The following is a 12,720-nucleotide window of genomic DNA, read 5'->3' as shown; positions in this document are numbered from 1 at the left end:
TTCGTTTTTCTGGTTTTTCCTGAAGCCGTCTCAAATTGGAATGGCTAACCCTTTTTGAACGGGGAAATCTATAAAAAAGAATTCAAAAACGATTCTTTTCTCAGGTCAATCGAGATGCATACATCTTTAGGGGGATTTCAGAATGCTCGATGAAAAAACGATTGAAATCATTAAAAGCACAGTGCCGGTCTTAGAAGAGCATGGTGAAGAAATCACAGGCCGATTTTATGACCTGCTTTTTCAGCATCACCCTGAGCTGCTGAATATCTTTAATCAGACGAATCAAAAGAAAAAAACACAGCGTACGGCCTTGTCGAATGCTGTGATTGCGGCCGCAGCCAATATTGACCGGCTGGAAAACATAGTCCCCGTCGTCAAACAAATCAGCCATAAGCACCGGAGTATCGGTGTTAAGCCCGAGCATTATCCAATAGTTGGAAAGTACTTGTTAATCGCGATAAAGGATGTGCTAAAAGACGGGGCTGCTCCTGAGGTCATTCAGGCATGGGAAAAAGCATACGGCGTCATTGCAGACGCTTTTATCGGAATTGAGAAGGACATGTATGAACAAGCGGAAACGCAAAAAGGCGGCTGGAAAGACGATAAGGCGTTTAAAATTGATAAAAAGGTAAAAGAAAGCAAAGAGATAACGTCGTTTTATTTAAAACCGGAAGACGGACAAGTTCTCCCCGAATTCAAAGCGGGACAGTATATCAGTGTAAAAGTATACATTCCGGACACGGGTTATACGCATATCCGCCAGTACAGTTTGTCGGATGTATCCGGTAAGGATTATTACCGGATTTCCGTGAAAAAAGACGGAATTGTTTCTTCATATCTGCATGACCAATTACACGAAAAGGATTCAATTGAGATCAGCGCTCCGGCCGGGGATTTCGTATTAGACCCTGATTCCAAAAAGAATCTGGTTCTGATCAGTGCCGGTGTCGGAATTACCCCGATGATCAGCATGTTAAAGACGGTTGCCAAAACCCAGCCGCAGCGAAACGTTCTCTTTATCCATGCGGCAAGGAGCGGAGAGTATCATGCGCTGCGGCATGAAGCTGAAGAAGCCGCGGAACACTCATCCGCTGACACCGTCTTTATTTACAGCGAGCCGTCCGAACAAGAACGTTCAGAAAATATTCGTTTTCGGGAAGGCCGGATTGACAAACAGCTGTTAGAAGAAGTGATGACAGATAAAGATGCTGATTTTTACCTGTGCGGATCCCCGTCGTTCATTAAAGAAATGAAAAAACTGATTTCTGAATTCAATACAACGCCGGAATCGATTCGCTATGAATTATTTGAACCGCAGCTGAGTATGGTGTGACTGGAGAAGGAAGGGCGATGATTTTAATGTATGAAGCACCCGGATCGGGTGCTTTTTTTATTCTAGATAACAGAACGAACAGGGAATTAGAGCGGGGTGTCTCGTCGGTGGCTGCCGCTGAGTACGTTGGTTTGGATGATATAGGTACGCACACGCTGAGGAAAATATTCGGGTACCATTTTTACAAGCAAACAAAAGATGTTGCCATGCTGCAGGACGGACAACTCTTCGATTCATTGGAATCAATCAGGATGCCATGAACAACGCTATGAAGAAATTCAAGATATAAGCAGGCTCATCTCATAAACAAGATGAGCCTTTTTTTTGCATATTTTTATTGATTCCCTTCAAAAAGCATATGTGGAATTCATTTTAGTCATATTGCTTGAAAACAAGGGTGGCGAGGGCTGACGGCGCTTCGGGCAGTTGCACAGTATATAACATATGGGTAATTCGGAACTGACGTCTCATGTTATAATTCAAATCATAATTTATTAGGGGGCTTCTTTAAATGGGAAACCTAGGCTTGCTAGATAATGCAATAGATTATTTACAGCACGGATTACATAATTTACAGGAATATGAGGAAAGGCTTTCAATTTCAGATATAAAGCAATCTATTATCAATCTAATAAATTCATTAGATTTATTTGTATTAGAAAAACTTCGACAAGTTGAAGGAGAAGAAGCAATTTTTGCATCAAATAATAATAAAAAGGAGGATTATGATACAGGCTATAGAGCCACAGTTCACGTGGGGAACGCATACAGAAGAATAAAAGCAGTATTACAAAACCCAATAACTGATGATGAGCAGAGTGCTTACGACATTTTAAAGCTACTTAGAGATTCAGCAGTTCATTATGAGTTTGCATTTGGACAAGAAAAAGAAGAAAATATGCTGTTTCTGTTACATTACATCGGACGCTTTATTGATTTAGAACTTAGTGTGGAGTTAGAAAATGTCTTAGCCAATTATCATGAGTTTTATTTTAGTTATATTGAAGGCACTGATTATTATGTAATAGTTCAAGAAAGGGCTGAAGAAGCTAGAAAGGAAATGATCAGAAACGACATTTATTGGTATGAGTACGATACAGTTAAGAATGGGGCTCCCCAAATAGTTTTAGATTGGGTATGCGACGAATGCTCAGAACAGTCGGTAGCTGCAGACAATAGGTTAGGAGTAGATCCTGGAGTCTGTGCGATTTGTTTTGCGGAACACGAAATCAAGGAGTGCTTTAAATGTGGACAACGTATAAGTATAAACCATGAAGGTAAATGGATGTTTGAAGGTTACTGGTGCGATTTTTGCGCCGATCATTATGAAAGACAGTAGCAACTCGAATTAATTTTGGCACAAACTTGGCAGGATAACGGCACACCATTTTGTTTTAGATATAGTATTATGGTAAAGGAAGCGGCACTGCTGATGAGCGGGGTCCCTTTTTTATATTTCTCTGTAAACTGCTCCCGGTAATTCCCGGGATAAAAGATTGGCTGGTAACGGTTGAGTACGGAATCGGTTTAGAAAGAATATATACGAATACGATCATTTTTTTATTCGAACACCGAAAAAATCTTTCGGCAATTTTCGTAAATAGTACCAAATAAATTAGTTTTTAACCGATAATAATATGTGAAGCCAAAAAAGCATTATCGAAACATAAAATAAGAAAAATCAATAAAACGCTTATGTTTAAAGTTTAACTGATTGTCTAAGAGAGATGGTAGGCATATATTAAAGAGTGGTGAAGTTTATGGTTGTTACAGGAGACTATCAGTGTAATGTATGTAAAAGTATTACTCGTATAAAGGTTCAGCTGGGTTGGCTAGATAAATATCCAGTTAGAATCAGATGTGGAAATTGCAAAATTTCTATATATGGAAATGTATATTTAGACCAGAAAAATGCAGGGTATTCTATTAAATTAAAAAATGTCAATCCTCTTGATCCAGGTCAATTGCCTGATTTTATAGTGGAAGTTTCAGGTGAGCTTTTAACAGATAAGATACGTATATATACTGAATCGAAGAGTGACGTTTTCAGTCCCTTTTTTAAAAATGGTGTTTTTGTTATGGGGGAGAATATAGAACATTTCAAGCGAAGCACTCTTTTATTCCTTTATAAAATTGATAATGAATGGCCTATAGTTAAACGGATTAATGAATTATGGTTCAATGAGAGCCATGGATATTTGAGAAAAGAACTTCATAATGTCTTAGATAAAACACCGTTTCCTGTAGATAACGAATTAGAATTGTTGAGAGCAGTCCATTTTTTAAATACTCGGTTTATTCAAATTTTTGCGGGAGGATATTTCAAGAAAATAACAGATCATATATTTAATGAACTTAAAAATATAAACTCGACACAATTGTTATTACTTGCAAATCATTTTGAAAATAATTTAGGATCTTACGAGAAAAAATTATTCAATACTCTTGATAAGTTTGTCCAAAAATTCCATATGTTTATTCCTATTTTTGGATTGGATTTTTATTCAGACATAAAACACAGAGAGGAATCAATAAAACAACTTGGATTGACAACGGTTGATTTTGAGGATATCAAGGATTTTTATACAGACACTTTTGAAGATATAAGCGATGTTTTAAATTTAATCGTTGCTTACAATAATTTGAAACATCGTGGTGATTTTAAAGAAATGAAAAGTAATGTAATTGATAGTATCCAAGAAATTAAGGATTATCAAAAAATGCAAAAAAAGGGGAGAAAGCTGGAATTTATAAATGGACAAGAAAGCTTTGATAAAATATTTGTCTCAAAAGTTGATAATCGATTACGAAATGCAATAGCACATAGAAGTTACATCTATAATGTTGATACGCAGAAGTTGAAATATTACCCTTCAGGTGATGTAAGTAGAGGTAGTACGGAAAGTTTATATTTAACAGAGTTTATTCAAGAATGTTTTAAATTAATGAGGACTTGTATAGGATTAGCCGAAATTGTTTATCAAACTCGTAAGTTTAGTTATATAAATAAAGGTATTGAGGCTAGGCCTTTTAATCATTACTTTCCTTCATCTGAGAAAAAAAGAACTAATCCTAAAAGGAAAACCAATCAAAATAAAAATAAAAAGAAAAACCTAAAGAAACTAGCGAAAAAAAACCGGAAAATAAATAAAAAAAAATAATGGTGATTATATCTTTTGGTTCGTTTTTAAGAAAAGTCTTCCAGGTTAGACAGTTGAAATTATATTAGGCGCCTTCCCAAACGGGAAGGCGTTTTTATTTTAGGGATGACGCTTTTTTATTTGAGTAGTGCAGGTTCGAGTGCAAATGAACATTGAAGGAAAGGATCGTTTCAGGGTAGAGGGAAAGCTCTGAAATAGTCATAATCACCTTTTTTTATATTCTAACTGTGTCTGCTAAATCTCGGGATGACTATCGGCGGTGAACGCTCTGAGTGCGGGGAGCAGTATAAGAAGAATATGATTGGAGGGATTGGAATGAAGAAAGCTTTGAAGCCTTGCAATAAACCCGGATGTCCTATCCTGACACGAGAGGACTACTGCGAACAGCACAGAGAACAGCACAGAGAACAAAGCCGGCCTATGACCAATACCGGGAATCAGCTGCCAAACGGGGGTATAACAGCAAGTGGAGGCAGTCGCGCGCTGGCTACCTGCCCAAGCATCCGTTATGTGCCGCCTGCTTAATGCAGGGCAGAAGAACCTCGGATACAGTTGTCGATCACATCGTTCCGCATAAAGGCGGCATGAACCTATTCTGGGATTCAAGTAAATGGCTGCCCTTATACGCCTCGTGTCATGGCCGGTAGACAACGACGGAGGATGGAGGATTTGGGAACAGAACATCAAATGAAAGAATGTACAAATTCCCCAAGACTAAAAATTAAATTCTTTTGCGTACACTTAACTTCATCTGTTTCGATGTTATTGTCTTCACTGTCATATACCGAGCATAAAAGAAAGATGGGTAAAAACAAATTTGTGAAGCTTGTGTGTTTAAAAAAGATAGGAGGATGTAACCCCCTATCTTCTCATTCTTCCTATTCTGATTAACTCCCCAATAATTGATCCAGCGATGAAAATAATCAATGGGACTGGAGTGAATTTATTACCCAAAATGCCCATGTAAACAAAATAACATGCACATAAAACAAGGAACAGTAGGATATATCTTTTTAATATCCTGTTAATATTAGACGTTGTTTTTTCTTGTTGCATATTTTTTCACCTCGTTTTTATGGTCGGCAAGTTGATGGGATTGGCCTGCTTCCAAAGAATTTGGGACTGTCTGCCGTTTTAAGGACTTTCTTTCTTTTAGAGTCTTCGTAGAATTTTGTTCTATTAGCATAAGGGTATGCGCTGCATTTAAAGGCATAACGATATTGGAATACTGTATAGTATGCAGTTGTTTGGGTACCTGCTAAAAACCCTACAATAGCGAATACTACGTTGTAAGGTGTTTTTGTTATTGTTGAAATAGCTGTGGCTGCCACACCGACAGAAACGCCTTTCAAATTGTATTTATAATTGTATTTCCCCATGTATTTTCCACCGGGCGGTATCTTCATAGTTGACATATTAGAAGAAGAAAATACCCCATCTTCCTCCATAGTAAGGTTAAAATCGACCTCACCGTTTTTATAAAGTGTGTTTGTTTCGTTGTTGTATTCAAATTTTGTAACTGCCCCATTTTCCTCAGTAACTTTAGCTTTATTCACAGCTGGGTCAGTAAAGTCGTAAGAATAGACATACTTTTCCCCATCAATCTCAAAAACATTCTCACCTACAGTATCATTTGACATTGATGCAGGGATGTTCAACATTTCATTGCTTTCTGCTTTGGCTTTAAAGTTGGGCATAATACCTACAACCAATGCAGTGACCAAAAACAAAAGTAAAGCTGACCTGAATTTCTTCAAACAATCACACTCCCTATTGTATATTCGTTACGACCCAAATTATACCGGTATTGTTATTTTTTAAGAATAGGGACAGCGAAGTGTAAATTCGACAATGGAGATAAATAGTCCGCTATAATACCGTTCTGAAAAAGTGGGTAAATAGCCTTTTTTTGTAATTGCGCGATGTCGAAAGAGAAAATTGCGTGATGTCGAAAAAAATCCTATTAATTACATTTTATGTTAAAGGTATGCTAGAATATTGTTTGAGAAAATTTAGAATATTTGTAGAAAGAGGGGTTTATCTTATGAGTAAACTGGCTTCTGAATGTGTTGCAAATATATTAAATGATTGGTATATCGCGATAAAACAACAAGACGCTGAGTCTGCTGAGAAATATTTTGAAGAGGTCAAACCATTGTTTGATGAGATGGAAGAGGATCAGGAAGTTTTGATGTATTATTCTTTGTTGGAGGAAAGGCATAAAATGCTTTTGTATCAGGTGAAAGGGGAGGAGCTTCCGCCTCATTCATATTTTAATGAAAACCACGCTGAGGAAATAAAAAAAACAGACCATATGATTGAATATTATTTCTTTCTATTTGAAGCGTTATATGAGTCGCACAAAAGGAATTTTGAGAAAGCAATTACTTTGTTCAAAATAGCCGAGAAAAAATTGAAAGATATACCCGATTGTATAGAGCGGGCTGAATTTTATTCGAAAGTGGCGTCTATGTATATGATGCTGCGGCAGAGTCTAATTTCTTTGAATTATATGAATGACTCTGTACAAATTTATAGAGAGAACGAAGGCTATAAACGAAAGCTTGCCACGTCTCTTATGATTGTCGGGCAAAACTACACTGATTTAGGGCTTTACGAAAAAGCGGAGGAAAGTTTTTTAGAAGCAATCAGAATTTCGAGAGTTCTACACGATTCACTATTTACCGCATTAATACATCATAATTTAAGTATTACATATTCTGCAGCAAATCGTTCCCAAGACTGTATAAATGCCTTGAAAAAAGCCATCAGAAATAAAGATTGGAGGGACTCGGTTTATTATATAAATTCCCTGTATATGTTTCTGAAAGAGCTTTATAAAATAGGGGATGTAAATAAAATGCCATATTATTATAAAAAGACAAAGGAATATTTTAAACGAAAAGAGAATAAGGTGTATGAGGCTAAAATAAATATTATTTACGGACTTCTGCAGCAGGATCAGAGTAAAAGCATTGAAACTTGTCGAGGTGGTATTTCTTACTTATATGAAGTAAATGACCTTGATAGCGTCTTTGATCTTTCTTTGGTTATTTCAGAACACTGTGAGAAGCATGGACTCTATAAAGAGGCGCTTGAATTTTCTAAACATGCTATTTTAGCCGAGGAGAAAATGAGGCACCTGGAGGGATTGTAATTGAAAAAAGTTATTCTTTGTGCAGCTCTCACCTTCGTTACGTTAAGTGGTTTAGCTGCAGTCAAAATGAATCATGCATCATCGGATGTTAAGATAACAGAGCGCCCGGTCGGTACTCTGCAATTAGCAGAGCGGCCAGTTGGCACATAAAAAAAGCCCCTGTCCGGGGCTTTTTTTAATAAAGAGAGGGAGCATCTGTCCACCATTCTGACAGCCCAAAAGAAAAACCCTAGAAATGTTGATATAACAACGTTTCTAGGGTTTAATCCAATGCTCTTTAAAGAGCGTTTTACTTAACGGGAGTAGAACTCAACGATAAGCGCTTCGTTAATTTCCGGAGCAAGCTCAGAGCGCTCTGGAAGACGAGTGAATGTACCTTCAAGCTTTTCAGCGTCGAAAGTAAGGTACTCAGGAACGAAGTTGTTTACTTCTACAGATTCTTTGATGATAGAAAGGTTTCTTGATTTTTCGCGAACACCGATTGTTTGACCAGGTTTTACTTGGTAAGACGGAATGTCAACGCGGCTTCCGTCAACAAGGATGTGACCGTGGTTAACTAATTGGCGAGCTTGACGGCGAGTGCGTGCAAGACCGAGCTTGTACACAACGTTATCAAGACGTGCATCTAAAAGAATCATGAAATTTTCGCCGTGTTTACCAGTCATTTTTGCAGCTTTGTCAAACAATGTGCGGAATTGACGTTCGTTTACACCGTACATGTGACGAAGTTTTTGCTTTTCTTGCAATTGCAAACCGTATTCTGATAGTTTTTTACGCTGTCCCGGACCGTGGGGACCTGGTGCGTAAGGGCGTTTTTCTAATTCTTTACCTGTACCGCTAAGAGAGATTCCTAAACGGCGGGACAGTTTCCAAGATGGACCTGTATAGCGAGCCATAATGTGACTCCTCCTTTGGTTTTATTTTGTGGAAAATAAAAACCGTCTGTTCGATCCGACCGTGCACATTTTGTTTTCATGTATCCTCGCTCCAGCAGCAGAGAGTTACACGATACACCTTACAGCTAAGGAACAAAATGCAAACACAGAAGCTGAACAAAAAGGCTGCAATATTTCACACAAAGAACATTATATGATTTTTCCCCGCCGCCGTCAACCATTTCTCCATGAAGAGTGCCGGTTTATGATATAATGTACAAAAATGAGTAGTACATGTTTAGGTGATAAAAATGAAAAAACAAACAATTGATGAAGTGACGGCCTTTCATCAGAAAATGCTTTCTTTTTTCTTAACGAAATCTGAATCCGTCTCATTATCCGACTCGCTGTTATGGCTGGCCTCAGCTCTAGAATCCTGCTTTACATCTCTTTCATTGACCCTTTCACCGGCAGAATCAACACGTTTCACCATAAAAACAGAAGATGAACCGCATTATGCTCCGCTGAAAGAGAGTGACGGCCGTTTTATGATCAGGAATCAGACGTCCGGCAGATCCTTTTATCTGCGCTCGGAAGGCGGGCTGCCGATCCCGGAATCATTGCCTGAGATCGTTACTCAGTTTATCAATCAATCTGTGAGACAAAGCGGGCTGTTTGACAAAACGAAGCATCAGCGGAAAATTCACAGAATGACAGAAATGTTCCATTCGCTTTTGGATCAAAATGAGGTTTTGGAAAAACTGCAGGCAAGTTTGAGTACGGCTTTCCGGTCTTTCCGCTTTTCACTGTTTATCACGCAGGATCAGGATACGGACAGACAGCTTCCCGCAAAAGAATTACATATGGACGGAAAAGATGCCGACCCGTCTGCCCTGAAGGTTTATTTATCGGGGAGACTGCTCAGAAAAGGCAGGTCATCTGCTTACCTGCCGATCAAAGGCCAGCAGGGGACTTACGGGGTTCTGAAGACGGAGGGGCTGCAGGATGCCGTTCTTTCGTGCAGTACTCTCAGTGAAATGCTGCTGCTTGCGGGCGCAGCGGGAAAAGCATTTGAAAATGCGCAGCTCTATGAGCAATCGAAAAAAAGCATTGCGAATCTGGAGCTCATTAATGAAACATCGCGGCAGCTGAATCAGCGCCTCAGACTCACTGACACGATGCGGGAACTCGCCGCCATTATGACCCAATCGTTTCATGCGGAAGAAGTGGCTTTTTTTCATATTGATCATTTTGAGACGCAAAATCTGCTTCCGGGACATACCGCTTTTTTTAAGACAGAACGTGCGAACCCCTATATCAGCATTGTGAAAGAAAAGCTGTTCGAGGGAGAAAAGGGCGTGTTTATCGGCAGCGGAAAGACTGTATTCGGCGAAAACGGCTACGGCTCGCTGATGGCGGTGCCGATGATCGAAAATGACACCGTCTTCGGGTTCGCGATTTTATTGAAAAAGGATTTGTATGCTTTTACGTTTGAAATGTATAAGCTTTTTCAAGCGCTCATTCACCATGCGACATTGGCGGTCACGAACTCCATGCTGCGCGACAGGCTTGAGCATCTTGTTCAGACAGACCAGCTGACGGAGCTGTATTCAAGAACCTATTTGGATGAGAAAATTCAATACAGCATGAAAATTCATAAACGGGGTGTATTCATCCTCGTTGATATCGATAATTTCAAAACCATTAATGATACATACGGTCATCAAACGGGAGATTCGATCCTGATTCAGGTGGCCTCCGTTATGAAAAACCATATTCGTGAGCATGATGTCGCTGCGAGGTGGGGGGGCGAGGAGCTGGCTGTCTATCTGCCGAATATCAACGTGTCATCCGGAGAACGCATCGCTAAAAGGCTTGTTCGCGCCATCCGGGAAAACACCGAGCCGCGCGTGACGATTTCCTGCGGTGTTTCCTGCTGGTCAAAGACAGGCCCGATGCCGTTGAAAATGCTCGTTCAGCAAGCGGACGAGGCGCTTTATATCGCCAAACGGAACGGCAAAAACCGGCTGATCATCCATCAAAACAGCACGACGACATAAAAAAGGAGCCGGCCTGCCGGCCGGGCTCCTTTTTTTATCCTAATCGTTTTTCAAGCGTTTCAACAAACTTTGCTAAATAGGTTTCGTCCGTTTCATCAAAACGGTTTTTCACGGGGCTGTCAATGTCCAGCACACCGATCACTTCACCGTTTACGCGGATCGGGAGAACGATTTCTGACTGGGAAGCCGCGTCACAGGCGATATGTCCCGGGAACACATTCACATCGGCAATCCGCTGCACGTCGCCGTTAGAGTAGGCAGTGCCGCATACGCCTCTGCCGAACGGAATGCGCACACAGGCAGGAAGCCCTTGAAACGGTCCGAGCACAAGCTCGCCCTCTTTAGCGAAGTAAAACCCCGCCCAGTTGACTTCATGTAATGAATGGTATAAAAGCGCTGATGCATTCGCGTAATTTGCGATCGCATCCGTTTCATCTTCTGTCATGGCTTCGAGCTGTTTAAGCAGAAGCTGATAACTTTTTTCTTTATCTCCGGATTGTTTTTCGACATGAAACATGGAAAACCCTCACTTTTTCTATAATATCAAACAAAGTTCCGGCCGTTCTGCCGGCATTTGTCGAGAAGTTCTTACAGGAACGGCGCCTTTCTGCTTGAATTGTTACACATAAAGGGGTGAGCCGTATGAAAGTAAGCACCAAAGACAAAATTATTAACGCCGCTGTCCAGCTGTTTAACCAAAAAGGTTATTCCGGCACGTCCGTCCGTGAAATCGCAAAGTCAGCTGATGTAAATGTTGCGCACATCTCCTACTATTTTAAAGGGAAAGGCGGATTAATGGAACATTTAGTTTCCGAGTTTTACGAAGGCTATACTGAAGCGCTGGAAAAAGCCGCCGTCAGTATGAACGGTGAAGACGCGCAGGAACGCATCCTGCGGGTGATTTTCGATATTTTATCCTATCAGCACGATAACCGTCAATTAACGCGGTTTGTGTACCGGGAAGTGACGATTGATTCCGTGCTTATCAGGGAAATTATGTCTACTTACTTAATGAAAGAAAAATATATTTTCCAGCTGGTGATTGAAGAAGGGCAGTCACGCCACAGACGGCTGACGCTGCCCGTGCCGCATTTTATTCTGCAATTGAAATCCCTCTTGATGATGCCGTATCTTCAGCCTCAATACATTACGGAGGTGCTCTATATGCAGCCTCATGAACCGTACTTTTATAAAAGGTATTTTGAAGAGGTGAAGATATGGATCGAAAGCGTGTTCCGACGGCCTGATGCGGCGCTTATGAAGTAATGATGCTTTTGTACGTTTCATAGGAACTGCCGACATCTTCCGCTTGATGGGCGTCCGACCCGAATATGAGCGGGATTTTTTTTTGCTTCGCCGTCTCAGCCATCCAATCCTCCATGTATACTTCCCCGGCAAACTTCTTTCTGAGCCCGGATGTATTCACATCCAGCTCCATTCCGTGTTCTTTCACGGCGTCAAGACAGCGGGCCGCAAGCTCTCTTATTTGAGGTGACATGCTGTAAGGGAAAAGGCGTGCGAATTTTTTGACGAGCGTGATATGGCCGACCCGTTTTGGCTTAAAGGGGCCGAGAGGTGTTACAATGGAAGAATACACAGTTTCATAGTATTGTTCATATACGGCTTCAACGCTTCCGAAGTGGTCGGCAAGCTGCCGAAACGCGTGCTCGTCAAAATCGAGGCAGATATAAGACGGACCGGTCTTCAAAAAATGAACGGATAAAATGCCGTCATCCAGTGAGGGGCCGTACGTGTTCAGAAACGCCGCGGTTTCCTCTTCATACCCTGTGATAAAATCAGTTTCTAGCCCGGTCAGAATGCTGATTTGTCCATCATATTCCTTTTTCAGCTGTGAAAGCCGCTCCAAATAAACCTCCATCTGTCTGAGATCCATCGCGCTGTCCTGAAGCGGTACGGGATCTTGAAATGACGGAGGAAGGGGGGCGTGCTCTGTAAATGTGATCGAGTCAAAGCCTCTTTCCAGGGCCTTTTCGACATATTCTTTCAGCGCATCCTTCGAGCCGTGAGGGCAAAAAGGCGTGTGGATATGAGCGTCTCGTTTTTCCATTTGTGTCACTCCATTATAAAATTGCAGAATCCTGCCGAAATTATGCAAAAAGTTTTTGATTTCTGG

The 12,720-nt window shown here is 40.6% G+C and carries 11 protein-coding genes and 1 pseudogene; 8 read left to right on the top strand and 4 right to left on the bottom strand.

Translation table 11 applies throughout. The features are described from left to right. Positions 1-142: 142 nt before the first annotated feature. The 4 genes and pseudogenes from hmpA (at position 143) to VP472_RS13805 (ending at position 4,494) form a co-directional block, all read left to right on the top strand. Positions 143-1,333, top strand: a complete 1,191-nt coding sequence (hmpA, locus tag VP472_RS13820) for an NO-inducible flavohemoprotein (RefSeq protein ID WP_146277344.1) — start codon at positions 143-145, stop codon at positions 1,331-1,333. Between the two features lie 110 nt (positions 1,334-1,443). Beyond that, positions 1,444-1,622: pseudogene (locus VP472_RS13815) on the top strand (site-specific integrase); the annotation flags it as partial. 222 nt (positions 1,623-1,844) lie between these two features. After that, positions 1,845-2,672, top strand: a complete 828-nt coding sequence (locus tag VP472_RS13810; protein ID WP_146277342.1) for a hypothetical protein — start codon at positions 1,845-1,847, stop codon at positions 2,670-2,672. 421 nt (positions 2,673-3,093) lie between these two features. Then, positions 3,094-4,494 (top strand): metal-binding protein, encoded by a 1,401-nt coding sequence (locus tag VP472_RS13805; protein ID WP_095324133.1) that lies wholly within the window; start codon positions 3,094-3,096, stop codon positions 4,492-4,494. A 1,073-nt stretch (positions 4,495-5,567) separates the two neighbouring features. Here the strand turns inward: VP472_RS13805 and VP472_RS13800 are convergent. Next, the gene (locus tag VP472_RS13800; protein ID WP_146284211.1) at positions 5,568-6,251 is read right to left on the bottom strand and encodes a hypothetical protein; all 684 of its coding nucleotides are present in this window, start codon (positions 6,249-6,251) and stop codon (positions 5,568-5,570) included. A 287-nt stretch (positions 6,252-6,538) separates the two neighbouring features. Between VP472_RS13800 and VP472_RS13795 the strand changes: the two genes are divergently transcribed. Both VP472_RS13795 and VP472_RS13790 read left to right on the top strand, forming a co-directional pair. Beyond that, entirely contained in the window at positions 6,539-7,651 is a 1,113-nt protein-coding gene (locus VP472_RS13795) for a response regulator aspartate phosphatase (RefSeq protein ID WP_146277338.1), read from the top strand. Next, positions 7,652-7,801: a PhrK family phosphatase-inhibitory pheromone gene (locus VP472_RS13790; protein ID WP_162886258.1), complete on the top strand. Its 150-nt coding sequence runs from the start codon at positions 7,652-7,654 to the stop codon at positions 7,799-7,801. A 143-nt stretch (positions 7,802-7,944) separates the two neighbouring features. Here the strand turns inward: VP472_RS13790 and rpsD are convergent, their stop codons facing one another. After that, entirely contained in the window at positions 7,945-8,547 is a 603-nt protein-coding gene (gene rpsD / locus VP472_RS13785) for a 30S ribosomal protein S4 (protein WP_003152406.1), read from the bottom strand. 290 nt (positions 8,548-8,837) lie between these two features. On the opposite strand from rpsD, the gene VP472_RS13780 reads away from it, so the two are divergent. After that, positions 8,838-10,586, top strand: coding sequence for a sensor domain-containing diguanylate cyclase (locus tag VP472_RS13780; RefSeq protein ID WP_146277336.1), 1,749 nt, complete (start codon positions 8,838-8,840; stop codon positions 10,584-10,586). A 34-nt stretch (positions 10,587-10,620) separates the two neighbouring features. Here VP472_RS13780 and VP472_RS13775 read toward each other — a convergent pair whose 3' ends face one another. Continuing rightward, complete coding sequence (locus tag VP472_RS13775) at positions 10,621-11,103, bottom strand: GAF domain-containing protein (RefSeq protein ID WP_077722701.1); 483 nt, start codon at positions 11,101-11,103, stop codon at positions 10,621-10,623. A 125-nt stretch (positions 11,104-11,228) separates the two neighbouring features. Here VP472_RS13775 and refZ point away from each other — a divergent pair, with 125 nt between their 5' ends. Then, complete coding sequence (refZ, locus tag VP472_RS13770) at positions 11,229-11,852, top strand: forespore capture DNA-binding protein RefZ (RefSeq protein WP_007408038.1); 624 nt, start codon at positions 11,229-11,231, stop codon at positions 11,850-11,852. Here refZ and hisJ read toward each other — a convergent pair. Then, on the bottom strand, positions 11,842-12,654 hold the full coding sequence (gene hisJ, locus VP472_RS13765; protein ID WP_069473539.1) for a histidinol-phosphatase HisJ: 813 nt from the start codon (positions 12,652-12,654) through the stop codon (positions 11,842-11,844). The genes refZ and hisJ overlap by 11 nt on opposite strands. Positions 12,655-12,720 lie beyond the last annotated feature (66 nt).

Source organism: Bacillus sp. MT(2024) (genome assembly GCF_036362845.1).
In the GTDB taxonomy this organism is placed as follows: domain Bacteria; phylum Bacillota; class Bacilli; order Bacillales; family Bacillaceae; genus Bacillus; species Bacillus velezensis.
This window is presented reverse-complemented; position numbering and strand designations above follow the sequence as displayed.

Bases quoted from the DNA above. Each gene is read 5' to 3' on its own strand.
- rpsD (WP_003152406.1), bottom strand. From the start codon at position 8,547: ATGGCTCGCTATACAGGTCCATCTTGGAAACTGTCCCGCCGTTTAGGA.
- VP472_RS13795 (WP_146277338.1), top strand. From the start codon at position 6,539: ATGAGTAAACTGGCTTCTGAATGTGTTGCAAATATATTAAATGATTGG.
- hmpA (WP_146277344.1), top strand. From the start codon at position 143: ATGCTCGATGAAAAAACGATTGAAATCATTAAAAGCACAGTGCCGGTC.
- VP472_RS13805 (WP_095324133.1), top strand. From the start codon at position 3,094: ATGGTTGTTACAGGAGACTATCAGTGTAATGTATGTAAAAGTATTACT.
- refZ (WP_007408038.1), top strand. From the start codon at position 11,229: ATGAAAGTAAGCACCAAAGACAAAATTATTAACGCCGCTGTCCAGCTG.
- VP472_RS13810 (WP_146277342.1), top strand. From the start codon at position 1,845: ATGGGAAACCTAGGCTTGCTAGATAATGCAATAGATTATTTACAGCAC.
- VP472_RS13780 (WP_146277336.1), top strand. From the start codon at position 8,838: ATGAAAAAACAAACAATTGATGAAGTGACGGCCTTTCATCAGAAAATG.
- hisJ (WP_069473539.1), bottom strand. From the start codon at position 12,654: ATGGAAAAACGAGACGCTCATATCCACACGCCTTTTTGCCCTCACGGC.
- VP472_RS13775 (WP_077722701.1), bottom strand. From the start codon at position 11,103: ATGTTTCATGTCGAAAAACAATCCGGAGATAAAGAAAAAAGTTATCAG.